Below are 26,648 nucleotides of genomic sequence, written 5' to 3' on the forward strand. Positions count from 1 at the left end.
GTTTTAGAGTGGAGAGTCTTTGTGAAGAAGGTAGCATGAAAAGGCTACCCCGCCTTACTCATTTTTTTATTCAACAGGCTATAGCTCAACTCTCCCAGTTTTTTTACCGCACTTTCTACAGTCTGACACCAGGGTAAACCATAACTGATTCTGGCGCATCGCTTGTATTTTCCAGTGGCGGAAAACAGTACTCCAGGTGTTATACTAATGCTCTCACTCACTGCCAGCCGAAACCATTCAGTCGAATCACATCCTGGTGGTAATTCAACCCACACTACCCCGCCTCCCTGAGGATTAGACACACAGGTTTTTTCAGGAAAATATTGTTCGATCAATGACAAAATTCGTTCTTTATTTTGGCGCAATACCTGTCGTAATCGTTTGATGTTGCGATCAAAGTCACCACTACGCACATATTCAGTTAACACCCACTGATTTAACAGCGATGATGAACAAGATAATGCTCGTTTAAATCCCTTCGCTTTTTGTTCATATCGACTAGACAGCATCCAGCCAATTCGATAACTGGGAGCGGCTGTTTTTGAAAATGAGCTGCAAGTAATAACTAATCCTTTTTTTGAATATGCTTGCAATGGCAATACCTCTTCATCACAAAAATGTAGCTCTCCGTAAACATCATCTTCAATCAGCGGAATGTTTCTCGACTCGATAATTTCAACTAATCTTTGTCTTTTACGTTCCGGCATACAAGAACCGGTGGGATTGTTAATTAATGAAGAGAATATACAGGCTTTAACATCATGAGCATCAAGCGATTCTTGTAAATCGTCTAAACAAATTCCATCAAGAGAACAGGTTGGAATTTCCAGAGCCATCATCCCCAGGTTTTCGATTAATTCAAGAATGCCAAAATAAGTCGGAGACTCAACCGCAACAATGTCCCCTGCTTTTGCAGTACATTGAATTGCAATCGCCAGCGCTTCCTGAGCGCCGTTGGTAATAATAATATCTTCTTGCCTGGCCTCAACGCCCTGTTCTAAATACCGCTGTGCGATTTGACGTTTTAAGGGCGCATATCCATCCATCGGTCCGTAAGCCATCGCTTTTGGGCCTGCTTGCGCTAAAACTCGGCGCATAATTCGTGCTAACGCTTTATCAGGTGGGCTCGCCATAACCGGGTGGGAAACACCTAGCGGCATCATGTTAGGTGAATGTACGGCTTCGTATGCTTCTTCAATAAGCGTTTGACACCGCACCTCTACCGGACGCCTGACAAAAGTCGGACGCTTTGGACTGGCAATTCCCATTCGCGCAGAGCGTAGGTAATATCCCGACTTGGGCCTGGCGTCAACTTTACCTAATCGTTCCAGTTCAACGTAAGCTTGTTTAACGGTGGGAATACTCACATTTAACTGACTGCTCAATTTACGCAAGGAAGGCAATTTATCTCCCGGCCTCAAAGTACCGGAGGTTTGCATCGCCTGAATTAAGTCAATCACCTGTTGATACAAAAAATGATCGCTTCCCTTTTGAATCATGCTAGACATAACAAAAAGTTCTCATATATTGGTTAGTATAAATAGTCTCCAAAACTATTACCTACCGCATTCAATTGTGCCTGAAACGCCCAACTAACAGGCCTCGAAACCAAATTATTTTCAATTATAAACAGCTCAAGTTTTACAACAAAGCTACTCACAAATCTGTATAGGTCGTATTTTCATTTTTCTGTGTATGTTAAGTATACACATTAAGCGTATATTTATCATCCTGTTTAACAATAAATTCAGTTTGCAAATGGTTTTGCAAAAGGGCCACCAATATGAAGAATACATTTTTATATACGATCACGGTTTTGATCTGGGGGTCAACCTGGTTCGCCATTGAGTATCAACTTGGCGAAGTTGCTGTTGAAGTATCACTGATTTATCGATTTGGTCTGGCAGGTATTCTTATTTTACTTTTTAGTAAAATCGCAGGACTTAATTTACGTTTTAGCCTCAAACAACATGGCTACATCGCCGTATTAGGTTTGCTCAATTTTTGTTTAAATTATGTGACCCTTTATGAAGCACAAAAATATCTATCGTCGGCAATAACCTCGATTGGCTTTTCGATGTTGTTGTTAATGAATATTGTGAACACAAGAATATTTTTCGGTAAAAAAATTCCGATAAAAACTTACTTTGGTGCACTGGTAGGCATCTCTGGCATATTGGTTTTGTTTTGGCCAGAAGTGATTAGTTACCAAGCTGGTGAGAGTACCTTACTAGGTCTTGGATTAGTATTGGGCGGCGCCTTTTCGGCTTCACTGGGTAACATGGTCAGCGTTAGAAATTCTCAAAACGATTTTCCAGTCTTGCAAACCAGCGGATGGGGAATGTTATACGGTACATTTTTCTTACTAGTGTTTGCGTTATTTAACCAAGCTGAGTTTACTTATAGCACTCAACCCAGTTATTGGATTTCATTCGCCTATTTAACTATTTTTGGAACAATTGTTGCCTTTTACAGTTACTTTGTATTGCTTAAAAATATCGGCCCGGAAAAAGCCAGTTACAGCATCGTTCTTTTTCCGGTTGTCGCAGTCATTTTAAGTACGCTTTATGAAGGGTTTACCTGGACTGAGTTTACTATCGGAGGCTTCTTATTAGTCGCCGGCGGTAATCTAATTGTACTAATACCTGCCGAAAAAATGAAAGCGGCTTTCTCCAGAATGTTAAGCGGAGTTAAATTGAAGCAAGAACCTCATGGTTCGTCGATTAAGGTAAAAGGATTGAAAACAGTTAACCTGAAAGCTAATCGCTTAGCAACTAGCGGTCTGAAAGTTACTCAGACCAATCAACCGAGTTAGTCTGCACAGCCATGTGCCCCTTTGTCCCAACCAGATATAAGAGTCTCCTATGTTTAGGTTGGGATTTTTTATACTTTACAATATTTTTGTCAGCTTATTTCTCGATACTATTTATTTTGGCAAAATTATTTTCTAGCCTCTTTTAAAACAGGTTTATTTTCCTCGCTCACAAATATTGTGGTTACCCAGCTGTTGAGGCTAAATCAGCTAAAGGTTAAACAACTTACCTCTCACCATTTCACGATACTCTTTAGGTGTAATTTTGTTTTTTAGTTTAAATTGTCGAGAAAAATAAGCAGCGTCTTTAAAACCAACTTGATCGGCAATATCCTGATGACTTAAGTTGGTTTTTTTTAATAAATCTCTGGCAGCTTGCATTTTTAAATCCGCGCCATAAGCTAATGCAGACTTTCCAACCGCCACCTTAAAACGCCTGGAAAAGTTTCTGACGCTCATATTCGCGAGTTCAGCCAGAGCTTTTAAATTAAACTCTTGAGAATAGTGAGATTGCATCCACTGTTGAACTTCGATAATGCCTTCGTCGGGATGACGCGAAGTGCCTGTACTATACCAGGGCTTGTCATAAGTTCGGTTGATTTCGTGACTAAAGTGTTGTTCGATAACCTGACTGACATCTTTCCCGAAATAACTCTCGATAAAATAAACCGTCAAGTCCACAAGCGCATTGATGCTTCCACAGCAAAATAAACGTCCGGCTTGAGTAATAAAATGATGCCGTTGCAGACTCACATCAGGATATTTGTTTTCGAATTCATCAAAGTAATACCAATGGGTTGTGGCAACTTTGCCATCTAATAAACCCGCTTGTGCCAACAAACAAACGCCGGTGCCGGTTGCACATATCTGTGCTCCAGATTCATGCTGCTGCAAAAGCCAGTCAACGAGCTGAGGCGATTTATCTACAATAACATCAGGCTTTCCCCAAATAGGTGGAAGAAAAATCGTCTGCGGCTGCGGGCTATTCGACAAATCATAACTTGGCAATATATTCAGTCCTTTGGCGAACTCGATGGGCTCTTTTGCGTTGGAATGAGCCGCAACAATATGGCACTGCCAGTGCCTGTTTTCAGCCCTTTTGATTCTTGCAACCGACGTGGCCGCAGCAATCATTTCCATTGGTAAGCTTATACTGGTTAGCAATGCCCGTGGATAGCAGATAAATAGAGATGGACCCATGATATATACCCGATCAAGTCAGCGTTATCGAAGTAATTAACCTGAGATTAAAGATTTAAGTCAGTTCATTTGAACAAGCCAAATCAGGTTCATAAGAAACATGGCTTAAATATACAATTACTCGGCCAGATTATCCTATATAATTTTTAGTCAGGTCAAATAAACTAGCGTCAGCAAATTAATACTTTCGTTACATCTGGATAGGTCAAAATGCAAAGGTTACCCGTAATTGTAGGTTTTGGTGGCGTCAATGCCGCCGGAAGAAGTTCTTTTCATCATAGCTATCGGCGCATGGTCCACGAAGCGCTCAAAGAAGAAGATCTGGCCCCAATGTTTGAAGGCCTGGCCAAACTGATGGGAAAAGAAGAAGACAGTGATCGCCAGGCGATGCTCGACCAGACGTTGATTCGTAAGATAGAACCCCAAACCTTTGATATTAATAGCGTCAAAACCCATCGTAAAACCACCATGCAAGCTGATGGTGAAGCGATTAAATTTCAGACTCGCAAACGCCAATTGCCTACCGAACTCCCTGAAAACTGGGAGGTTGAAGATTTAGGTGGTGGAACCGTCAATGTCACTGTAAAAGGCGAAATGGAAGTGATGACTCACGACAGCTACACGCCAGCAGTTACCAGCGCCGCACAACTACCAACTGGTTTTGATCCTGCCGCACTCTACACTTCGCGCAACCAACCAAAAGGGTTGCAATTGGCCGTTTTTGGCGCCTCTGACGCTATCCATTCGCTTGGAATGGACTGGGAAACAGTTTTAGAACACATCGGTCCTGATGAAATTTCTGTCTATGCCGCATCTGCCATTGGACAACTTGACGACTTCGGTGGTCGTGGATTAGCGCAAGCAATGCTAAAGGGCGGTCGAGTAACGTCTAAGCAAATGCCGCTTATGCTGACTCAAATGCCCGCTGATTTTGTTAACAGCTACATGATTAATAGCGTTGGCTCTACTGGCGCGAATATCGGTGCTTGCGCGACCTTTCTCTATAATCTTCGCCAAGGCGTCGGTGATATCCAGGCCGGACGCGCTCGTGTTGTTATCGTAGGCGGTGCAGAAGCCCCAATTCAACCAGAGGTTATCGAAGGCTTTAAAGCGATGGGCGCATTAGCCGAAGATGCCCAATTAGCGGCAATTGATGGCACAGAACAAGCTGACAATAAAAGGGCATGCCGACCATTTGCCGAAAATGCAGGCTTTACCATTGCAGAAGCTTCTCAGTTTTTTATCCTCATGGACGACGAATTAGCACTTGAGTTGGGCGCCACTATCTATGGTTCGGTTCCCGACGTTTTCGTAAATGCTGACGCTAACAAAAAGTCCATCTCATCTCCTGGTGTCGGCAACTATATTACCGTTGCGAAAGCCATGGCGCTGGCGAAAAATATATTAGGCGAAGAAGGTGTAAAACAAACATTTGCCCAGGCACACGGAACCGGAACCCCACAAAACAGAGTAACCGAATCTCACATATTAAATGAGGTAGCCAAAACTTTCGATATCGAAAAGTGGCCGGTGGCTGCAATAAAATCCTATGTTGGCCATTCCCTTGGACCGGCTGGTGGCGATCAGTTAACAGCCACTCTGGGCGTTTGGGAATATGGTTTTATTCCTTCAATCAATACCATCTCTAAAATCGCTGACGATGTTTATGATTCTAATCTTGAATTTTGCATGGAGCATAAAGCCGTTGGTGACAAGGGCAACCAAATGAAAGCCGCTATTTTGAACTCAAAAGGTTTTGGCGGTAACAACGCCACCGGTCTGGTTCTATCTCCCCACACGACGATGGAAATGCTTGAGAAAAAATATGGCGCAGAAACCATTGCTAAGTATCAAACGAAGAATCAAAACGTGAAAGAGAACGCAAAAGCTTATGACGAAGCAGTCATTGGCGGCGACTTTAAAGTGATTTATCATTTCGGCACTGAAGTGATGGAAGGAACTGACTTGAAAATCACCAAAGACGGTATTGAGTTAGACAAATTTAAAAACCAGCTAAAATTCAGTACAGATAATCCCTATTCTGAGTACTGTTAAGTAGCGGGTTAGTCCATTGCATTGACGAACGCCCAGAAACCCTTGATTTCAGGGCGTTTTATTCAACCAGTAGATTATTCCTTCGTATAAAACACCGCAAATTTTTCTAATAACGGGTGCTGAGGATCTGAAAAAGACCGTATTCCGAGTACCTCACCATCAGGGTCGATAAATACCAAACCTGGCGTCCCTGTAATTCCGTAATTTTCTGCAACGGCATCACCCTCAAGCACAGCATCAAATTTGTACTCATGGTTACGCCAATATACTTCAGGCTTCCAGTCTTCCCGAATGTTAACTGCGATAACTTTTAACCCTTTGCTTTCATATTTTTCATTAAGCTCTGCAATTCCGGGAAGTAATTTTTTACAATAGGGACACCAGGTAGCCCAAAAAACGAGTAATACTGGTCGTCCCTGGTAATCAGAAAGTCGTACTTCCTGGCCTTCAAGATTCTTTAAAGACCAGTCAACTCCCTGGTAAGGCACATCAGTTTTTTTCTCACCGGAAGCAGCTACTTTACCAGGTGGCAGCGAAGAAACTTCTGTTTGAGGTAAGTACTTCCACACCGCAAACCCCGCAATAATAAACAATAATCCCGCGCTTGCAATGACTTTCCGAAATACCGACGACTGCATAATAACTCCTACTCAAATATTAAAATATCCAACTTTTTATGTTCAGCGTTGAAATTGTCTGGTTTTGTGACTAAACCAGCTAACAACTAGACGCAGCTTCAGCTCATTCATTACACCAAGAGATGGATACACGAGATCAGTGAATAAATTTCGTAGGGGAATGTTCTACAACGGAACATCAGATTGAGTTTCTGCGATTTTTACTTGCAAATGGCCCAAAACCTCGCCAATATGCCTATATAATTAGTACGAAAGTACCACTTAATAAACAATAACAAGTAAAGTAACCAAGAGTCTCCGCTATGAAGTTATTGAAAAGTATCACTTTTTTCGTAGTTTACCTTGGATTGACCGTTTCAATGGCAAGCGCAGAAGAGCTAACGAACAACTACCAAACTTGCGCAGTTTGCCATGGGGAAAAAGCGGAAGGTAACGAAATGCTCTCTGCACCAGCATTAGCCGGTTTAGAGGAATGGTATACCGTTCGTCAATTAAACAATTTTAAAAAAGGTATTCGTGGAGATAAGTCAGAAGATATTTTTGGTTTGCAAATGAAAGGTGCCGTCGCCAATCTGACTGACATTCAAATCAATAGTCTTGCTAAAGAGTTAGCCGCGTTGACGCCAAAAATTCAAACACCAGAAATCCAAACGCCAGAATCCCAAAATACAGAATCCCAAAATCCAGACACCCCGGCAAACTCAACAAACGCCGAGTCAGGTAAAAAATATTACCTCTCTAATTGTGCTGCCTGCCATGGTAGTAAAGGACGGGGTAACAAACAGCTCAACTCGCCAGGATTAACCATTCAGAGCGACAGGTATTTGATCCATCAATTAAAGAATTTCAGCGCAGGGCTCAGAGGATCTCACCCTCAGGACAAATATGGCAAACAAATGGCTATGATGGCCAAAACGCTCCCCGATGAACAAGCAATACTGGACGTCGTCGCTTACATCAAGACACTATAGGAAAAACCATTGAACACTAGACGATACATTGATTCTTTTCTGGTTCTATCGATTATTGTTTTTTCTCACGCTCTTTCCGCAGATTCAAATCTGCCAATTCAATTCAAAACAATTCCTGCCACGCAAAACTCGCAAGATGATAGCGCATTTACTTTATCCGTTAACTGCCCACCTGGTTTTGAAAACATTGAACAAAAATGTCATTTACGCTCACTCTACCAACAGTATGATTCTTTATACGATAAAGGAGTCGGAGGATTGAAAACCGCATTACCGACAGTCCGCGACGGTTTTTCTCCACAGCAAATAGACCTGGGCCGTTTACTCTTTTTTGATCCCTTATTATCTGGCGATAACACGCTCTCCTGCGCAAGTTGCCACGAACCCGACAAGGGATTTAGCGACGGCCTGCCGCGCTCAATCGGCGCTAATCAGGTTGATGTTGGAAGAGCTTCTCCAACACTTTGGAACGTCGCTTTTCTAAGCAATTTTTTCTGGGATTCTCGCGCCCATTCACTTGAAGAGCAAATGCTTGGACCACTCTACTCCGAAAAAGAAATGGCGACTACGCCAGTTCAATTAATCAATGAGCTGAATAACAATAAAACCTACCAGCGCTTGTTTCGGCAAGCTTTTCCCAACGGTCAATCAGCGAAGATTACTTTGCAACAAATTTACACCAGCATTACCGCTTTTGAAGCATCTTTGATCAGTTTAAACAGTCGCTACGATCACTATGCCCATGGTTATCATCAGGCTCTGACAGAGAATGAAATAGAGGGACTCAATATTTTCCGTTCTTTCGTCGCCCGTTGCGCCGAGTGCCATACGCCTCCCCTGTTTACCAACCAACAAATTGCGGTGCTTGGTTCACCAGAACCGCCAGGTAGAGAATTAGATATCGGCGCAGAAAAAACCTTCAATAACCCAGACCTTCGCGCGGGTTTTAAAGTTCCGTCACTGAGAAATATCGTAAAAACCGCCCCTTACATGCATTCTGGAAGATTCGAAAACCTGAGAGATACTGTGGAGTTTTATACTAAAGGCCGAGGCCATGCTGTACCGGAAGGCGAAAAACTCCTGCTTCATTGGCACATATGGGAACCGGATTTAACCGAACGAGAACTTGATCGTTTGGTCGATTTTCTAGGCACCCTGACCGATGAAAGTTTTACCCCGAAAATTCCACAGAAAGTACCGTCAGGACTACCTGTGAATGTTGGCCAAAACATTACCAAAAAAATTAAAAAATATACTTCTGTTAGAGGAGAAAAACCATGAGCCAAACCAGCAAAAGGACAACGCGAAATTGGAAAACCTACCTGTTAATGATCGTCATTTTCGCTATCGGATTGTTAGTCGGCAAGATGAACATCGATGGTTCAGCCACAATTGTTGGCGACGCCAACCGTTACCAGAAAAGCGCAGCATTGGAATCAACTGCAGATAACAATGTCAGTTTTGGTTCAGTCGCCACCATTAAACGCCGCCCTTTCAATGGCCAAGTTCATACAGTTAACGACGGCGAGTCAATTCAAGCAGCCGTTAACCAAGCCAAAGCCGGAGACATGGTAAAAGTTATGCCCGGTGTTTACAAAGAGACAGTCTATATTGATAAAGACGATATCACGCTAACCGGTGTCATCGTCAAAGGCGAATGGCCGGTACTTGACGGCGAGAAAAAATTGAATGACGCCATACTTTACTCCGGCAACAACTTTACTGTAGAGAATTTCAAAATTACCCATTACAAAGGTAATGGGGTGATGGGACAGGCAGGCAACAATTTTATCATTCGAAACAACATGATTATCGATACCGGTGTTTACGGTATTTTCCCTGAGTTTGGTAAAAATGGCATCGTTGAGTACAACGTCTTAACTGGAATTGAAGATGCGGCGATTTACGTCGGCATGTGCGACAACATTCATGTTGCGCACAATCAAGTATTCGGCAATGTTGCTGGCATAGAAATCGAAAACTCACGTCACGCAATTGTCGAAAATAATTTTGCTCATAACAACACAGGTGGCATTCTCGTTTTCATCACACCCGGGTTACCGATTAAAACGACCTACGATGTCATTATTCGTGACAATTTCGTGATTGATAACAACCATGAGAACTTCGGTGCACCGGGTTCGATCGTCGCAGGCATTCCAAAGGGGACCGGCATATTAATTATGGCCGGCGACGAAGTCACACTGCAAAACAATGTGATTACTGGTAATAATAATGCCGGGATCATCATTACCGATCATGGACACGCAGCCAACCTGACACTCGATCCGGAGGCGGAACCCAACTCCGACAAAATCGCGATACTTGATAATGTGATGTACAACAATGGCAATGAACCTGTTAATGAAGTCAAAGCGCTGATGTTGACCAAGCTGTCTAATCGCGGCCCTGATATCATTCGCGTGGGAGAAAGCAAAGAAAGTTGCATTTTGAACCGAGAAAAATACTTAACTTTCGGTATCGATGAGTTTGGAACTTGTGCATTCGATAGTACCTACGGCACCAAGACTTACTTACTTGAAAAACCAGTGGAACCTCGAAAGATTACTGCGGAAGAAAGGGGTAAGCTTGCATACTACGGTATATGTGCCGGTTGCCATGCCTACAATGTCAAAATGGTTGGGCCGCCCACTCAGGTCATCCAGGCACTTTACATGGAAAACCCACAAGGGATTGTTGATTACATTACCAACCCGGTTAAAAAGCGCGATGACTATCCGGAAATGCCACCCCAAAACTACCTTTCTGAGGAAGTGAGAATCGCTGCAGCAAAGTATATGCTGGATGTTAAAAAGTAACCTTTGTTAGCGCCCTCGCTAACAAAGGAGGGTTGAGAATGCACTCGAGATGACAACAGGGAGGACTGTCATCTCGACCAACGTGGACCTCGGTGCCGCTTGACGGTAGAGATCTCCCGCAGACATTGACTCACTCAATAACCCATCAATTACTTATTTAAGAAAGCCATTCCAATTCAGTCTTTATTTCAATGCCTGTCCAAACCTTTAGGAGATCTCTCGACTGCGCTCGAGATGACATTGGAGAAAACTGTCACTTGAAACAACAGATAACGAAATGGCAGTTCTAACAGCCATCTCCTATATTTATATTAGCTCCCAAACAATAATGAAGTCTGCTCATCAAAAAATGAAACACTTTGTCTGCGTTGCCTGTCTTTTTGCAATTATTCATATGAACGCAAATGCTGAACAAATTGACATCATGGACTTGTCTCTTGAAGAGCTAATGCAAGTCAGAGTTATCAGCGCCACCAAACGCGATGAAGAACAAATGGAAGCCCCGCTATCGATCTCTGTTATCACTCGAAAAGAAATTATTCAAGCTGGTGCTAGTTCATGGGGTGATGCATTACGACTATTACCAGGTACGCTGGTTAGGGAGCAGTCTGCCGGAAATTATGATATTCATATTCGCGGGTTTGATAATATCCCACCCAATTCTCTGCTACCTTTTCTTGCTAATTCGCTGACTTTAGTGATGATTGATAACCGCATCGTGTACAACTATTTTGCCGGGGGAACTTTTTGGGAAACCTTGCCAATCAGTTTGCTAGACGTTGACAGGATTGAGTTAGTCAGGGGGCCAGCATCGCCACTGTATGGTCCCAATGCTGTATCAGGCGTCATTCACATCATCACCAGACACGCAAAATCTGAAGGCTTCCGATTCAATGGTCGGGCCGAGGCTGGGGAAAACAACACAAATTCCGCTGCTTTGTGGATTCAATATGAATCATCGCACTGGTCCTGGTTAACTTCAGCGAATTATCAACAAAGAGACAGAAAAGATTCTCAATATTTTAGCCTGGTTGAAGAAAGGTACATCAACGATGCACTTGACCTGGTTGAATTCGATACTCAGCTCCCCTCACCACTCAACAACAGGCGTTTTCCCGATCAATCACTTGCACGAGAATTAAAGGGCATTAATACAACTCTTTTATTTAAACCGGAAAACAGCTGGCACTATGAAATGCGACTTGGCCACCAGGATTCAAAAGCGCAAACAGCCTATTTTGAAAATGGAGTAACACCGCTCAATACCACTGTTTCAAATTCAACTTACCTGGATTTAGTCGCTCAACACCAAAGTTTTAAAGCCCAGGTTTCTGTTCTGGATGGCGAACAAGAAGCACTAGGAATTGCCGGATGGCAATGGCAATTCGATACGCTCGATGCACAATTCGAATACCAATACCAAGTGACTGACAACTTTTTACTACGACCAGCGCTAAGCTATCGCAACGCATCTTATGACGGCATTTTTATCCAGGGAGAAAAACACCTCATAACCAATGCAGCCTCAGTTCATGCCGACTTTCGCCCCGCCGAATCCTGGCGAATAATTGGTGCTGTTAGAGCAGATCAGTATCATACTCCCGATACAACAGAAACCTCGTCTCAACTAGCCATCAACTACTATCCGAATCAACAACTTCATTGGCGATTCAGTATGGGCCGCTCCCATCGAGCACCTTTTATTCTGGATATATTTCAAAATACAGCATTCACAACGCCGACAGGGTTATTGTTCGAATTAAAGGGAAACCAGGAGCTTGATCCATTAGTCAGCAAATCCGCAGAAATAGGAGTACGTTATAAAATAAGCAGCAAAGCGCTGTTTGAAGCTGAATTTTTTTATGCCAAGAATAAAAACTATAGTGACGTCCAATTGAATTTTGTTGGCAATGACGGCAACTTTTTTCGAACAAGCGGTCAATACGAAAATTTGCCACTGCAAACCTCAATGAACGGAGTGACTTTAAGCCATAGCCAATCCCTGAGCGAGCAGACTTATTTTCGCGGTTTTGTCACCTTTGTAGAAAACCAGATAGACAACCACATCCAGCCGCCTGAAACACCAATAACCAGCTTACCTGATATCAACCTGATTGATCTCGATAGCCAGGCCACTCCCAATTACTATGGCGGTTTTTTACTCAATCACACTCAAGGAAATTGGAATTATAACTGGAATTTTTATTTTTATGATGACCATAGAATGAGCCACGTGATTGTAGAAAATGACATCGCCAGTAAAGTTATCGCTAACTTCAAGCTGACACATCGAATATCCAATACAATTGATATTTATTTAAACATCCGAAACATTGAAAACTCTCAAGAAAATGAATTCCTGTTTACCGACAAAGTTGATCGACAAATTACGCTGGGTTTCGACATAGACACCTAAAAATCTATTATCCTATTAGCTGTTCAGAATGACGCGATTTAACTTAATTTCGGGTCATTTCATCGCTAGCTGGTTAATCTTCAATAGCCCATTGATTATACTCAAGCGGAGATTATTCCTGTGAATTTGGGGCAAACTGACTCACTAAAGATAGCAAACCGAGTTAAACACCATTGAAACTTGGCCACACTGACGCTAAGCTTTCATCAGCTACACCACAAAAATGTATAATTAAGCTTGGATATGCACCTTACCAAGGCACAGAGGCCGTTACGACTAATAAAATGTCACTAAAACAACTCTATCAGCAAACAATCAAACAGCACAGTCAATCGCCAATTGGCGCTAACGCTCAGTTTACGCCGACCCATCAGGCAGAAGGATATAATCCGAGCTGTGGTGACGAACTCGATATTTATTTGCAACTTGAGCCAACAAAATCGGCATCGACAACGCAGATTAAAGCCATTGGGTTTCACTCTGATGCTTGCGCGATATGCACAGCCTCAGCTTCAATGCTTTGTGAACATAGTGAAGGTAAAACGGTAGAAGAGTTACAAAAATGCGTCGACGATTTATCTATATCGATTAAAAATCGAACGACTCTTTCAGAGTCCCTTTGCACTAGCAGCCCTCTCAATTGTCTAACAGCTGTTTCCGCTTATCCCAGTAGAATCAATTGTGCTTTGTTACCCTGGCAAACACTAGGCAGAGCGCTACAAACTGCGCAAAAATCAACGCAAAGCTAAACGAAAATCCTAATGCTTAACTTGTTAACATCACTAAAAAATTTCGATCAGAACAGCGACTATGTACTTGCAGTCATACTCGACACGCAAGGGTCAACCTATCGTAAAACCGGTGCCATGATGTTACTGAATTCTTCCCTGGATTATTGGGGGCTCATCAGCGGCGGCTGTCTTGAAGGTGACATTCAACAACACAGCGCGGAAGTTTTTAAGCAGAAAAAAGATAAAATCCTCCACTACGATATGCGTGGCGACGAAGATTTACTATGGGGAATGGGATTAGGCTGCGACGGTGCCATTAACGTGCTGCTAAAATACTTACCGGCGACTGAAAACCATCTTGGTTTTTTCGAAATATTAAACCGAGTGTCTGCTGGTCAGGATCATCTGTTAATAATTGACCGGGTATCGATAAACTCAGCCTCGGCGTCCGAAAGCCCGCTGCACAACAGCTTTAGTTATCTGGCACTAAAAAAGCGGCAGGCAACAATAAAAATCGACAACCAGGAAGTGACTATTGCTTCCGCTCCGTGGTTAGAGAAGAGTAGTCAACAGTTAGTCATACCTTTCAATGCGCCACTCAATATTTTAATTTGCGGTGCGTCACCTGATGTTCCGCCAGTTACTTCACTTGCCCAGCAGCTAGGTTGGCAAACAACGATTATTGATCATCGCAAAGACTTCGCTTCTGCAGGAAACTTTCCAGCTGCGCACAAAGTTGTTCACGTAAAAAGAAGCCAATGGGAAACATTTGAGTTAGAAAATTTCGATGCTGTGGTCGTAATGAGTCATCAATTTGAAAGAGACCAGGCGTATTTATCAAGGTTAATCGATAGCCCTGTCCAGTATATAGGTCTGCTTGGCCCTAGCAAACGTCGCGATAAGTTACTTGAAGAGTGCGGAACCGCATTTGCCGACCACGAAGGCCGAATATTTGGTCCGGTTGGTCTGGATATTGGAGCCGACTCTCCAGAAACCATTGCACTGGCAATCGTCGCTGAAATTCAAGCAGTGAAAACGAAAAAAGATGTCGGCTTCTGCTATCAGGACAAAACGCGATAATGAACAGCTCACTAAAGCCAATTTCTGAACTTAGGTCTGAGACATCGAAGCACTCACAACAGAGCCCGACACTCAATCTTGCCTGCGCAATTATCGCCGCTGGAAACTCATCAAGATTGGGTCAAGCAAAACAATTAGTTGTACAAAACGGACAAAGTTTGCTGAATAAGGCCGCGATGTTAGCTACAGCAATTAGCCGCAATGTCAGCTGCGTTTTAGGCTTTCGTGCAGAGGTGTTTTGCAAGGAAATTGAGACTTTAAATGTTAAGCCAATCCTTAACCAGAATTGGCAGCAAGGCATGGGCTCGTCAATTGCTACATGTGTGAATTCACTCAGCGATGATACAAATGGCGTGATGATTTTGTTGTGTGATCAGTGGGCACTGACACCAGTCGATCTGCAAGCACTGACAACACAATGGCAAAAAACACCGGACAAAATTGTGGCAGCGAACTACTACGATCACAAACATAAAAAAATGGTGATGGGCGCACCAGCGATATTCCCACGAAGTTTTTTTTCAGAATTGACCGAGTTACGCGAAACTGGTGCGCGAAAACTGCTGATGCGACATGAAAGTGACGTTGAAAAAGTAAAAATTGACAATGCTGCGTTTGACCTGGATATACCAGCAGATTTTAAACATTTTAATCTGGTGAATAAAAAACTGAATACAGCTAAAAATCAATTATCAAACCAGAACAAATCACTACAGAAAAAGCACTATCAAAATAAACCTTCTAAAAATAATCAATGGGTCATTGAAGGGTCAACGTAAATCGGAGAGAAACTATGATCGAATTAACTATTAACGGTACTAAACAAAAATTTGATGTCGATCCGGAAATGCCGCTGCTATGGGCGCTTCGTGATATCGCCAAACTCACCGGTAGTAAATATGGATGCGGCAAAGGATTATGCGGCGCTTGCACAGTGCATATCGATGGCCAGGCAGTTCGCTCATGTATTATGCCAATATCGGCGGTAGTGGATAAACAGGTCACAACAATTGAAGGACTATCCGAACAGGGAGATCATCCTGTACAGCAAGCCTGGCAAGATCTGAACGTGCCGCAATGTGGTTATTGCCAGCCCGGTCAAATCATGTCTGCCTCAGCTTTGCTCGCGCAAAATGCTGCGCCAACCGATGAAGATATCAACAACGCTATGTCTGGAAATATTTGTCGTTGCGGCACTTATCCACGTATTCGAGCAGCCATTCATAAAGCCGCTAAACTCGCTCGCGAGGTAAAATAAAATGATTAATAACATTGGTGAAGATTTAGATAAGGATTGGCTTATTGACGAACAACTAAATGATCCAACGGCAAACGAAACAGTGATAAAAAATGTGAGTCGTCGACACTTTTTAAAAGGTCTCGGAATTGCCAGTAGCAGTATGGTGTTAGGCATACAATTGTCACCGGCTTTAGCGGCGGCAGAAAATAACAACGAGGATCTATTTTCTCCCGACGTATTTGTTTCCATCGCAACAGACGGACAAGTCACTATCATTTGCCATCGTTCTGAAATGGGCCAAGGCATTCGTAGCACATTGCCCTTGTTGGTAGCAGACGAACTTGAAGCAGATTGGAAAAGAGTAACGGTTGAGCAGGCAATCGGCGATCAAAAATACGGTAGCCAAAACACCGACGGCTCTCGTAGCGTTAGAAAAAATTATCAAAAGTTGAAAGAAGCAGGTGCAATCGCCCGAACGATGCTGCAACAAGCTGCGGCGAAAACCTGGAAAGTAAAACCTTCTGTCGTAACCATCAAAAACCACGCCGCCAGATTAAAAGATAGTACTCAGTCGTTGGATTTCTCGGAATTGGTCAGCATCGCTGCCACTATGCCTGTTCCTGAGAGAAGTTCTCTTAAGTTAAAAACAGAAAAAGAACAGCGCTACATCGGCAAAGACAATATTCCGTTAGTTGATGGTAAAGCGTTCGTAACCGGTCGCGCCACTTTTGGTTTTGATGTTGATATCGATGACATGAAAGTTGCCGTTATTGCCCGCCCACCGGTAGTGTTTGGCAAAGTAAAATCTTTCGATGCCCGTGAAACACTCGAAGTTCCCGGCGTGATAAAGATCGTTGAGCTGCCAGCGATTACACCACCTGCTGTTTTTAAAATGCTCGGTGGTATTGCCGTCATTGCTGACAATACATACGCAGCAATAAAAGGTCGGGAAAAACTAAAAATTGAGTGGGATCATGGAAAAAATGCCAGCTATGACTCAAAAGCTCATGAGCAAGTATTCAAGCAAGCCCTGGAAAAACCATCAACGGTGGTACGTAAACGAGGCGACTTTAATCAAGCCAAAACTTCTGCCAACAAGGTAGTTGAAGCGGACTATTATGTTGGAGGATTAATCCATGCACCGATGGAACCACCAGCAGCAACGGCGCGAATGACAGACGATGGCGTTGAAGTTTGGACCTGTACACAAACCCCTCAAACAGCGCAAAATAATGTAATGGGCGTACTACAAATCCCCAAAGAAAAAGCAGCCTCTGTAGAAATTAATGTGACGCTTTTAGGCGGTGGATTTGGCCGAAAATCTAAACCTGACTATGTTGCTGAAGCAGCCTATTTAGCCAACCAGACTAAAATGCCAATCAAAGTATTATGGACGCGAGAAGATGAAGTACAACATGGCTACTATCATTCTCCTAGCTATCAAAAGTTAGCCGGCACACTCGATAACAACGGCAAGGTGACAGGTTGGTACCACGGCATGGTTAATCATCCAATTGGCGCAACTTTTAATCCTGCCGCCAAAACCGCAGGCAGTGCAGACCTGGGCCAGGGTGACATGATGTACGACGTGCCGAATATTCTGGTTGACCTCGGCGATACCGATACTTTCTTGCGTATCGGGTGGGTTCGCTCAGTGACTAATATCAATAATGCTTTCGCTGCCAGTTCATTTGTCGATGAGCTCGCTCACGCTGCAGGCAAAGATCCAAAAGATTTTTTACTTTCTCTTATCGGAAAAGATCAGCATGTTAACTTTGCTAAAGACAGTTACAAGTATGGCAATTATGGTGAGCCGCTTGATAAGTATCCAGCTGATACCGCGCGCTTGAAACGTGTTATTGAATTGGTTGCTGAAAAATCAAATTGGGGTAAGCAATTACCTAAAGGTCATGGCATGGGAATCGCAGCTCACAGAAGTTTCTGTAGTTATGTTGCCACAGTCGTCGAAGTTTCGATGGACAATGGTCGCGTTAAACTTGAAGCCATTCACAGCGCCGTTGACGTTGGCAGGGCTTTAAACCCTGATCGAATTCGTTCACAAATGGAAGGCTCCGCAATATTTTCTGCCAGCTTGGCATTTTACGGCGACATCACTGCGAAAAATGGCGTGGTTGAGCAGAGCAATTTCCATGACTATCAAATGGCAAGAATGAATCAAATTCCTGATATTCACACTTACATTGTGGAGAGTGATGAGTTGCCAACCGGCATTGGTGAGCCGGGAGTGCCGCCTTTTTCTCCGGCATTGTGTAATGCTATTTTTGCGGCTACTGGGGAGAGGTATCGGCGGTTGCCTTTGCAGCAGTTTGGGATTGTTTGATTTTTATTGAGAGTTATAGTCAAACTGGAGGTTTGGCTATAGCTTTTTAGAGCGTTTCGCACCGCTTCGCTTGCGTGCGAGTTACTTTTTTCAAGAGCAAAAAAAGTAACCAAAAATGCCCGTACGCTTGGCCGCTAGGCAACGCGAGTACGTTAGTCATAAAATCTATAATGGTTCTTTTGCGCCTACCCACTCGTATTTAATTAGCTTCCCACCGATGACGGTTTGTGAATTGAGATAAATTGAAAGTCCACAAGTGGGGATGAAAGGCAAAAATTAACTGAGTCGGTTGAAAAACAGAAGCAGTCATTAAAAGTTCTTCGCCCAGCGGCTATAACGAGCTTGTGGAATTCATGACTCATTGGATTAAGCGGAAAAATGTCTGAGGGAACCGAGTTTTTTTCCGCCCAATGAGTCGCTTTCAACAAGAAAGGAAAGCAAAGGCCTACCAAGTCTTACAACACTCAGAAAATTAGTTATCTTCAGCGTAAAAGCCCTTTTGGTTACTTTTGTGGCTTTGGACAAAAGTAACTCGCATGCAAGCGAAGCGATGCGAAACCGCTCTAAAAAACTAAAAATACATCCTAAAATCAATCCCCACCATCTTAGGCTCCGCCCGAGTAGTAGTAGGCGATCCAATCGCCTCCCCCTGCCCCCCAACAGAAAGCAAATACTCCTCATCCCCAAGGTTAGTCCCCCAAATAGAAACCTCCCAATCAGCATCCGCCGGATAATAACTAAGCCGAGCATTTTGCAATGTATAATCACCAATATGACGTGACTGATCAGCCCCGGTATGGTCAACCCGATCATCAGTAAAATTATGATGAAATCTAAATGCCAAATCCCCCGCCTCTCCCATATTTAAGTTGTAATCAAAAATAATATTCCACTTATTTTCTGGAATTGACGAAAGCGGCTCACCAGTCAAATCATCTGCCGCAGTTTCTCCGGGAAACAACGAGTAACTCGTATACTCAGTTTGCACATTACCGTAATTAGCGGTCACTCGAAAATTATCATTGAATTGCCAGCGTAAATCGATATCGTAACCATTACCCTCGGCATCCGCGTTACCCACATTATAAGTTGGGATAGTACCGGCAGGGCCTGACAATTTTAAAATCTGTAAATCTTCATACTCATAATCATAAATAGCGAGATTAAAAATTAATTGATCGTCTAACCAACTACTTTTTAAACCTAGCTCGTTGTTAACTATTTTTTCTTCGTTGAAAGCAGGGTCAACGCCAAGACTATTAAACCCACCGGACTTAAAACCTTTCGCCGAGCTAAAATATGTCATTACATTATCGCTCCACCGATAATCAACAACGAGTCTTGGAGTCCACGCATCCCAGGAATCATTTTGTTTGTTTGCGGGGTTAAACTGATCAAAGAAAACCAATCCAAAGGGCACGGGATCAACACCGGGTATTGGAATGATAAATGCGTTATCCCATGAAGTTAAAATGTCGAAAGACTTTTTGTCATGGGTGTACCTGATACCAAAAGTTACATCAAGCCTCTCAGTCATCGCGTAGGTGAAATCAGCATAAAACGCCACACTGTTATAAGTGCCATCGTCATAAGTGGTTTCCAACCAATCGCGATTAACATTAGCGGCAACGGTCATATCTAGAATGGTTGCAGGATCAAGGCCGCTCAAAAATGAAAGCAATTGTAATTGATTGCTAAATTCGCTTCCGAAAAATCCAGCTAACCCTCCCCCCAACGGAAGATTAGGGATCATTTCTGGCGGAACGCCTGCAGCGGTATAGAAAAAAGTATCTAATGTATTTGTCGTGATAAAGACTTCATGAGCTTGCTTCGCGTGTTCCCAAGAGTATGTCGCACCAACGGTCCATTGCAGATCACCATCTCCCTTTGACGACAGCCTTAGCTCATGGCTCGCTTGCTCTTGATCTTCATTATTTTTGGTCGCGAAGAAAAAGCGTGGGTTGGCGCTACCGTCTTCTTCCTCAAAACTTGATGATTCGAAGGTTCTGTATGCTGCGATATAAGTTAAAGTAAAATCTGAATAATCCGATGTAATTTCGAGTGAAGCTCCCCAAAGATCTCGCTCCTCCAAAGAGTTAATATCAGATTCAATCGCACCAAATGGATTAGCAGGCGCAATCGCGGTGTTCATACTGGCAACTATCGGTGCATCTTGAGAAACCGTGTCATAGTCTACTCGAAATAAAACTTCGGTTGCGTCACTGTAGTCCCAAAGCAGCGACATTTTTAGCGATTGATTATCCTGATTACCAGTGTCTCTTTGACCGACCACAGGAATATAACCATCTCTTTCATTGGAAACCAGGCTAGCGCGAAAATAGACATCATCGCTAAATTCAGTGTTGAACATCCCGTTAATCTGTCTGCGTCCAAAGTCACCGACAGTAACGCCAAACTCGCCGCTTGAACCTTTCTCTGGTTTTTTTGTTATCACGTGAAGCGATCCAGCCGCTGCGTTCCTGCCAAATAAAGTTCCTTGCGGACCTTTAAGAATTTCTACTCGTTCCACATCATTAAAATTAGCCTGAGACGCGCCGCCTCTACCCACATAAACGCCGTCAACATAAACCGCTACTGCAGGGTCAGAGCCAATTCCAAAATCGTTGGTGGTTATTCCACGAATGTTGTAACTCGGTTGAGTAAAGCTAGCGTTGTTTGTTTCAAATCCTGGTGTAATGCTGCCCAGATCATTAATACTCAATGCCGCCATATCTTGCAGATCTTTATCTTGAAAAAGACTAATTGAAATTGGTACATCTTGTGGGTTTTCTTCACGATGCTGCGCGGTAACAACAATCAGGTTTTCATTTTGTTTTTCTTGGCGATCACCAGCGGAATTTTCAGCACTTTGTGATTGGTAAACACCTGGTTGACTAACATTTGATTGACCATCCGGCGCAGGGCTTTTATGCATCAGCTTATCGTCCATAACCTGATCTTCTGCCGCACCAGTAGCTGGGAGCAAACTGCTAAAGAGTATTGTGCAAACTGCTAAATAAGTTTTTCTTGCGGCAAAAGGTATTCGACCGCTAGTTAATGTTAAATTCATCTGCTGTCCCTTTTATCTTTCGTTTTTGAATTATTCTATTTTTTATTTCTTAATTTTGAGCAAGATCGATGACTACATTATTTTGCTTTCCAATCACACGTTCAGCAGACCATTTACTGCAATTTCGTCTGATATCGGCGAACAACCTATCTGGTACGAAAGTACCTTTTAGAACAAGGCTTGTCAATTATTGATGATAGTTCAATCATTAACAATTAATAGAAATTATTTTTTATTATTAAAAATCAATAAGTTATTTACGCCATCACGAAAATGATAGCAGGAAGACAGAACGCACCAAATTTACCTGAGTTCGGGACAAAACTCGGGTTAAATTAGCAACAAATCAAAAAACTGGATTTACGAAACCAGGCGTGTGAATGTTCGTTGTAAGGTTTGCAGGGCTTGCGATTCACTCACAAAACCGGCTAACAGGCTATGTTCAAGATAGAGAATAATTGCGATCAGCTCACGGCTATCAGAATCGGGGTCATTGGAGCCTAGCGCCTGAAAAAATTGCGCGATAGCATTGAGTTGTTGCAGCTCCATGTCATTAACCAGTTGCGCTAATTCGGGATTGCGTAATGACTCATTGCGAAAAGCGCGTTCGATCATACGGTCATCCTTATTTTTGACCTGCACGCTGATATGCCGCAAAATCATGTCAGTTAACCGTTCACGTATTACTTGATAATCACCATCTGCTAGCTCACTCAGACTTGCAAAGGAATCAAACAACTCTCTTCCTGCAGTTTCAAGTGATTGTAGCTGGTTAATATTACGCTCACAAAAATCGAGAAATGCATCATGTAACAAAGCATGGATATCAGGAAAATAATAGGTGGTAGCTGCGAGCGGAACATCTGCCATTTCAGCGATTGCTCTATGTTTTACCCCTTGAACACCGTGCTCTACAATGATATCTCTCACCGCTTTGAGGATTTTTTCACGGCGCTTTTTTCCGTCTGCACGGGTCGGTATGCGTCCGCGATAAGATGCCTGAATGGAGTTAAGAATTGGGTGGATTTTTTCCATTAAGTTATTCAAATGTTGATGAGCGACCAAGCCATAAAACCAGTAAGTAATGCTATTCAATCAAACAAAGTTCTCACCATCATGGTGCCGGTTTAAATCAGGCAGCTCAAATGCCAGCGATTGAATACCCGTGACAAAGTACCATTGATAAAGCCTGTATCTCAAGTTAATTACTTGGGCGATAGAATATTATGGTGGTAATTAGCGCAGAGTCTTATATCATTTTGAAATTATTTAGAAACAATTTTATTACTTTTTAGTGAGTTTTTTCTCGATTTTATGCGAATTATCTATTACCGTTAAGCAGTGATGCTTATGCTCATTAAGTTCTCAAATGAGTGCTTCGACATAGTAAACACTTAATCCACTCATTTAATCTATCCGGCATATCAAATCTATGCAAAATATTGGCTTGTTTATCATTTCCGCAGTCATCTGGGGCTCAACCTGGCTGATGATTACCTTTCAGCTAGGTGTCGTTGAACCTATCATATCGGTCATTTACCGCTTTGGATTAGCCAGTCTCATTTTGTTCAGTATTTGTTTGATCAAAAAGAAGTCGTTTCGCTTTGAGCCCATTGACCAGTTTCTCATTTTGCTGCAAGGCTTATTATTGTTCGGCTTTAACTACTGGTTGACTTATTTGAGCATTTCACACATCAACAGCGCACTTGCCGCAGTTTTAAGTACCAGTATCGTCTATTTTAATGTCGTCTTCGCAAAGGTCTTCCTGGGCGATGAAATTCGTAATGAAGTGCTCGTTGGCGCAACAGTTGGCGTATTAGGAATCGTTTTAATTTTTATGCCGGAGTTAGAGTTTTCAGGCGATCAAAATAATGCCTGGTATGGAATCAGTTTGCTGCTTTTAGGCAGTGTGTTCGCTTCTCTTGGCAATATTGTTTCAGCGAAAACACAACGTCGAAAAATACCAGTGTTGCAAGCCAACGCTCTGGGCATGGGCTATGCTTCATTATTCATTGGTGTCATTGCATTAATCAGCGGCTATCAATTCAGCTTCGATGCGTCTTTCAGTTATATTGGCTCACTGCTTTATCTCGCACTATTTGGCTCCGTGATTGCTTTCGGCGCTTTTCTCACCTTGCTGGGCAGAATAGGCCCGGACAAAGCAGGTTATGTGACCCTGGTTTATCCGGTCATTGCGATGATCCTTTCAACTTTCTTCGAAAATTACCAGTGGACCCTCGAAGGATTATTTGGATTACTAGCAATTCTACTCGGTAATTTTATCGCCATGGGGAAATACAAAAACCTGTCAATCTATCAGCGCTTGAGGAACAACAAAACTTAGGTGACTGAATCGTTGTTCAAAAACACGAATAGCGCAAATACCATATAGCTGGTCTACACTTGATAATTATAACTACAAGCTATTTGGTAATCCCGAGAAACTTAGGTATCGTCTGGATGCTTCTGTCTATTCAGCGAATCAAATTTGAATGATAGAGCTTAAGCAATAAAATCAGGTAATAAAAGAACGACTAAAAAACAATATAAGAAAAAACAAATAACAATTTTAAGCTACTTGCTACGATTGAGAAATGACAAATAACCGTATTACTTCTACAAGTTTAGTTATCAGAGCGATTACCAGCGCGATTATTACCGGGACCTCGCGTACCGGCACGATTATGCGTTGCTGGAAGGTCATAGGCTAATGTAATAAAAGAAATTCCCAAAAGCCCGTGACTCTTCCAAGACTCACGGGCTTTTTGTTATTAAGAGAGAAAAAATGAAAGTACTTAAATTTGGTGGTTCTTCTTTAGCAAATACGACTTGTTTCAAACAAGTCGCTAACATTGTTCACGATTATGGCAAAACCGGGCCAATCGCAGTGGTCTTGTCAGCGCCTCAAGGAATAACTAATTTACTGGTCTCCCTGGTCGATAGTTTAAACGAAGGGAATAGCAATCAATCTGATCAAGAACTCATCCTGCAAAAACTCTCCGCAATCTTAGAAGACAGTTTTACTCAGTTTCCTTCCATTGACCACGATGCCATTGCTGTTGCTTTCGAAGACCTTAGTGTCAGACTCAACCAACTTGTTCAAGGTGCAAAACTCTTATCACATTGCCCATCAGCAACCCAGGCTCAAATTCTTGGAACCGGCGAAAAATTCAGTGTGGCTTTACTCAATGCGATTTTGCAAACACTCGGTAATGAAACCTCACTCATAGACCCAGAAAAATTTCTGACAATTGATGATCGTGCAGCAGAACCCGTTGCCGAACTGGAAATTTCAAAAAAACGATTTTCAGATAACTATTCTAATTTATCAACCATTGCAATAATGCCCGGCTTTTTCGGTGTAAAACTCAATGGTGAAACCGGTACACTAGGCCGTAATGGTTCAGACTATTCTGCTGCAATTCTAGCGGTTTGTGTCCAAGCAAAAACTTGCGAAATCTGGACCGATGTTGACGGTGTTTATAATGCCGATCCGAGATTAGTGGCCGACGCTCATCTGATTGATAAAATGTCTTACCACGAAGCCATGGAACTTTCTTATTTCGGCGCTAAGGTACTTCACCCAAAAACAATCGCACCACTTTCTCAAAATCAAATTCGTTGCCGCATTAAAAACACGCACTCTCCACAAAATCCCGGCACGCTGATATCAAGTGAATCAACGGTTGGCGAAATGGTTAAGGCGATTTCGAATTTATCTGATGTTGCAATGATCAATGTCTCAGGGCCCGGTATGAAAGGCATGGTCGGAATGGCAAGTCGTGTTTTCTCCGCGATTAGTCTCGCCGATATCTCAGTGATTATGATAAGTCAGTCTTCGGCTGAATATTGTATTAGTTTTTGTGTTCCCGGCAGTGAAGCTGAAGCCGCTAGAGACTGCTTAAACCAGACATTTGAACTAGAACTCAAAAATGAACTACTCGAACCCATTTCTGTTCGACAGAATTTGGCGGTAGTGACTTTAGTTGGCGACCATATGCAGCAACAAAAAGGAATTGCCGCAAAGTTTTTCAAAGCGCTTTCACAAGCCAGAGTCAATATCATTGCGATTGCCCAGGACTCATCTGAACGGAGTATTTCTGCAGTGATAAGAGGCCAACGAACTGACGATGCCATTAAAGTTTGCCATCAAAATCTGTTCTTAAAAAAACCAGCGATCGATGCTTTTGTTATCGGTTGTGGAACTGTCGGTAAAGAACTTATCCAGCAAATACACAGACAACAGCCGCGACTTAACGATAAAAATATTTCGTTGAATGTGGTCGGCATCGCTAACAGTCGAAAGTTACTATTAGACAAACAGGGGATCAATCTCGAGAACTGGTTGCCTGCACTGAATGACGCGAGCGATCAACTTTCTTTACAGCGTTTGCAAGCATTCATTCTGGAAGCACACCTGAATAATCCGGTGATTATTGATTGCACCAGTAACGAAGCCATCGCTATGTCATACCACGAATACCTGCAAAGCGGATTTCACGTAGTCACTGCCAATAAAAAGGCGAATACAGCGAGCTTTGATTATTATCAAAAACTGCGCGATGCGGCTGATGCGAAACAACGAAGATTTTTATATGAAACGAATGTCGGTGCAGGTTTACCTGTGATCGATAATTTGCAAGGACTGATGCGAGCTGGAGATGAGCTGGTTCAATTTGAAGGAATTTTATCAGGTTCACTCTCGTATATATTTGGTGAACTACATCAAGGCCTTTCACTATCAGAAGCAACGATAAAAGCGAAAGATCTGGGTTACACAGAACCTAACCCCGCGGAAGATCTCAGCGGCCTGGATGTCGCCAGAAAAGTTTTAGTGATTGCACGGGAAGCTGGACTTGAATTGGAACTATCGGACATTGAACTGGAACCAGTTGTACCCGAAGAGCTCGCTAACATTACCGACGCTGACGAATTCATGAGAAAACTGCCTGACTTTGATCAAACTTTTCAACCCAAGATAGAAAAAGCGCAGCAAAATGGCGAATATCTACGATATATTGCTAGTATTGAAGGCGGTAAGTGCAAAGTAGGCATTCAGTCTGTGGATTCAAGTCACCCACTCTACAGTGTTGCTGACGGCGAAAATGCGCTTGCGTTGCACACTCGCTACTATCAACCAAAACCTTATGTGATTAGAGGCTATGGCGCAGGCGCATCTGTCACCGCGGCAGGGTTATTTGGTGATGTGCTACGAACCCTAGCCTGGGACCATGAGCATTAAGAAATAAATTTAGACAGCAACAACAGGTAGTCG

Annotated in this window: 18 protein-coding genes; 13 read left to right on the top strand and 5 right to left on the bottom strand. The window is 42.8% G+C overall.

What is annotated here, in order from left to right:
- Nucleotides 1-44 precede the first annotated feature (44 nt).
- Nucleotides 45-1,508 (bottom strand): aminotransferase-like domain-containing protein, encoded by a 1,464-nt coding sequence (locus tag FLL46_RS21855; protein ID WP_210418785.1) that lies wholly within the window; start codon nt 1,506-1,508, stop codon nt 45-47.
- A 275-nt stretch (nt 1,509-1,783) separates the two neighbouring features.
- Between FLL46_RS21855 and FLL46_RS21860 the strand changes: the two genes are divergently transcribed.
- Nucleotides 1,784-2,815: a DMT family transporter gene (locus FLL46_RS21860; protein ID WP_142933713.1), complete on the top strand. Its 1,032-nt coding sequence runs from the start codon at nt 1,784-1,786 to the stop codon at nt 2,813-2,815.
- A gap of 207 nt (nt 2,816-3,022) precedes the next feature.
- Here FLL46_RS21860 and FLL46_RS21865 read toward each other — a convergent pair whose 3' ends face one another.
- Nucleotides 3,023-4,012 carry a GlxA family transcriptional regulator gene (locus tag FLL46_RS21865; RefSeq protein WP_142933715.1) on the bottom strand — a complete coding sequence of 330 codons (990 nt, stop codon included), beginning with the start codon at nt 4,010-4,012 and terminating at the stop codon, nt 3,023-3,025.
- A gap of 210 nt (nt 4,013-4,222) precedes the next feature.
- On the opposite strand from FLL46_RS21865, the gene FLL46_RS21870 reads away from it, so the two are divergent.
- Nucleotides 4,223-6,067 (top strand): beta-ketoacyl synthase, encoded by a 1,845-nt coding sequence (locus FLL46_RS21870; protein WP_142933717.1) that lies wholly within the window; start codon nt 4,223-4,225, stop codon nt 6,065-6,067.
- 74 nt (nt 6,068-6,141) lie between these two features.
- Here the strand turns inward: FLL46_RS21870 and FLL46_RS21875 are convergent, their stop codons facing one another.
- Nucleotides 6,142-6,705, bottom strand: coding sequence for a peroxiredoxin family protein (locus FLL46_RS21875; RefSeq protein ID WP_142933718.1), 564 nt, complete (start codon nt 6,703-6,705; stop codon nt 6,142-6,144).
- A gap of 302 nt (nt 6,706-7,007) precedes the next feature.
- Between FLL46_RS21875 and FLL46_RS21880 the strand changes: the two genes are divergently transcribed.
- The 9 genes from FLL46_RS21880 to FLL46_RS21920 all read left to right on the top strand — a co-directional run bounded on the left by FLL46_RS21880 (nt 7,008) and on the right by FLL46_RS21920 (nt 18,303).
- Nucleotides 7,008-7,676, top strand: coding sequence for a c-type cytochrome (locus tag FLL46_RS21880; protein ID WP_142933720.1), 669 nt, complete (start codon nt 7,008-7,010; stop codon nt 7,674-7,676).
- A 9-nt stretch (nt 7,677-7,685) separates the two neighbouring features.
- On the top strand, nt 7,686-8,957 hold the full coding sequence (locus tag FLL46_RS21885) for a cytochrome-c peroxidase (RefSeq protein WP_246119376.1): 1,272 nt from the start codon (nt 7,686-7,688) through the stop codon (nt 8,955-8,957).
- Nucleotides 8,954-10,495: a parallel beta-helix domain-containing protein gene (locus FLL46_RS21890; protein WP_246119377.1), complete on the top strand. Its 1,542-nt coding sequence runs from the start codon at nt 8,954-8,956 to the stop codon at nt 10,493-10,495. The genes FLL46_RS21885 and FLL46_RS21890 overlap by 4 nt, the downstream gene beginning before the upstream one ends.
- A 277-nt stretch (nt 10,496-10,772) precedes the next feature.
- A complete protein-coding gene (locus tag FLL46_RS21895) occupies nt 10,773-12,911 on the top strand; it encodes a TonB-dependent receptor plug domain-containing protein (protein ID WP_142933722.1) in 2,139 nt (712 codons plus the stop codon).
- 284 nt (nt 12,912-13,195) lie between these two features.
- On the top strand, nt 13,196-13,660 hold the full coding sequence (gene sufU / locus FLL46_RS21900; protein WP_142933724.1) for a Fe-S cluster assembly sulfur transfer protein SufU: 465 nt from the start codon (nt 13,196-13,198) through the stop codon (nt 13,658-13,660).
- A 12-nt stretch (nt 13,661-13,672) separates the two neighbouring features.
- Nucleotides 13,673-14,722: an XdhC family protein gene (locus FLL46_RS21905; protein ID WP_142933726.1), complete on the top strand. Its 1,050-nt coding sequence runs from the start codon at nt 13,673-13,675 to the stop codon at nt 14,720-14,722.
- On the top strand, nt 14,722-15,501 hold the full coding sequence (locus FLL46_RS21910; RefSeq protein ID WP_142933728.1) for a nucleotidyltransferase family protein: 780 nt from the start codon (nt 14,722-14,724) through the stop codon (nt 15,499-15,501). Before FLL46_RS21905 ends, FLL46_RS21910 begins: the two co-directional genes overlap by 1 nt.
- A gap of 14 nt (nt 15,502-15,515) precedes the next feature.
- Nucleotides 15,516-15,980 carry a (2Fe-2S)-binding protein gene (locus tag FLL46_RS21915; protein ID WP_142933730.1) on the top strand — a complete coding sequence of 155 codons (465 nt, stop codon included), beginning with the start codon at nt 15,516-15,518 and terminating at the stop codon, nt 15,978-15,980.
- Between the two features lies 1 nt (nt 15,981).
- Nucleotides 15,982-18,303 (top strand): xanthine dehydrogenase family protein molybdopterin-binding subunit, encoded by a 2,322-nt coding sequence (locus FLL46_RS21920; protein ID WP_142933732.1) that lies wholly within the window; start codon nt 15,982-15,984, stop codon nt 18,301-18,303.
- 571 nt (nt 18,304-18,874) lie between these two features.
- Here FLL46_RS21920 and FLL46_RS21925 read toward each other — a convergent pair.
- A complete protein-coding gene (locus FLL46_RS21925) occupies nt 18,875-21,373 on the bottom strand; it encodes a TonB-dependent receptor (protein WP_142933734.1) in 2,499 nt (832 codons plus the stop codon).
- Nucleotides 21,374-21,733: 360 nt separating this feature from the next.
- On the bottom strand, nt 21,734-22,468 hold the full coding sequence (locus FLL46_RS21930) for a TetR/AcrR family transcriptional regulator (protein ID WP_142933736.1): 735 nt from the start codon (nt 22,466-22,468) through the stop codon (nt 21,734-21,736).
- Between the two features lie 337 nt (nt 22,469-22,805).
- Between FLL46_RS21930 and FLL46_RS21935 the strand changes: the two genes are divergently transcribed.
- Both FLL46_RS21935 and thrA read left to right on the top strand, forming a co-directional pair.
- Complete coding sequence (locus tag FLL46_RS21935) at nt 22,806-23,717, top strand: DMT family transporter (protein ID WP_142933738.1); 912 nt, start codon at nt 22,806-22,808, stop codon at nt 23,715-23,717.
- Nucleotides 23,718-24,158: 441 nt separating this feature from the next.
- Nucleotides 24,159-26,615 carry a bifunctional aspartate kinase/homoserine dehydrogenase I gene (gene thrA / locus FLL46_RS21940; protein WP_142933740.1) on the top strand — a complete coding sequence of 819 codons (2,457 nt, stop codon included), beginning with the start codon at nt 24,159-24,161 and terminating at the stop codon, nt 26,613-26,615.
- The last annotated feature ends 33 nt before the right edge of the window (nt 26,616-26,648 follow it).

The sequence above is a fragment of the Aliikangiella coralliicola genome (genome assembly GCF_007004725.1).
Taxonomy (GTDB): domain Bacteria; phylum Pseudomonadota; class Gammaproteobacteria; order Enterobacterales; family Kangiellaceae; genus Aliikangiella; species Aliikangiella coralliicola.

Coding starts and splice junctions, on each gene's coding strand:
- FLL46_RS21860 (WP_142933713.1), top strand. CDS start 1,784: ATGAAGAATACATTTTTATATACGATCACGGTTTTGATCTGGGGGTCA.
- FLL46_RS21870 (WP_142933717.1), top strand. CDS start 4,223: ATGCAAAGGTTACCCGTAATTGTAGGTTTTGGTGGCGTCAATGCCGCC.
- FLL46_RS21925 (WP_142933734.1), bottom strand. CDS start 21,373: ATGAATTTAACATTAACTAGCGGTCGAATACCTTTTGCCGCAAGAAAA.
- FLL46_RS21875 (WP_142933718.1), bottom strand. CDS start 6,705: ATGCAGTCGTCGGTATTTCGGAAAGTCATTGCAAGCGCGGGATTATTG.
- FLL46_RS21880 (WP_142933720.1), top strand. CDS start 7,008: ATGAAGTTATTGAAAAGTATCACTTTTTTCGTAGTTTACCTTGGATTG.
- FLL46_RS21895 (WP_142933722.1), top strand. CDS start 10,773: ATGGCAGTTCTAACAGCCATCTCCTATATTTATATTAGCTCCCAAACA.
- FLL46_RS21905 (WP_142933726.1), top strand. CDS start 13,673: ATGCTTAACTTGTTAACATCACTAAAAAATTTCGATCAGAACAGCGAC.
- FLL46_RS21855 (WP_210418785.1), bottom strand. CDS start 1,508: ATGTCTAGCATGATTCAAAAGGGAAGCGATCATTTTTTGTATCAACAG.
- FLL46_RS21890 (WP_246119377.1), top strand. CDS start 8,954: ATGAGCCAAACCAGCAAAAGGACAACGCGAAATTGGAAAACCTACCTG.
- FLL46_RS21935 (WP_142933738.1), top strand. CDS start 22,806: ATGCAAAATATTGGCTTGTTTATCATTTCCGCAGTCATCTGGGGCTCA.
- FLL46_RS21915 (WP_142933730.1), top strand. CDS start 15,516: ATGATCGAATTAACTATTAACGGTACTAAACAAAAATTTGATGTCGAT.
- FLL46_RS21865 (WP_142933715.1), bottom strand. CDS start 4,012: ATGGGTCCATCTCTATTTATCTGCTATCCACGGGCATTGCTAACCAGT.
- thrA (WP_142933740.1), top strand. CDS start 24,159: ATGAAAGTACTTAAATTTGGTGGTTCTTCTTTAGCAAATACGACTTGT.
- FLL46_RS21920 (WP_142933732.1), top strand. CDS start 15,982: ATGATTAATAACATTGGTGAAGATTTAGATAAGGATTGGCTTATTGAC.
- FLL46_RS21910 (WP_142933728.1), top strand. CDS start 14,722: ATGAACAGCTCACTAAAGCCAATTTCTGAACTTAGGTCTGAGACATCG.
- sufU (WP_142933724.1), top strand. CDS start 13,196: ATGTCACTAAAACAACTCTATCAGCAAACAATCAAACAGCACAGTCAA.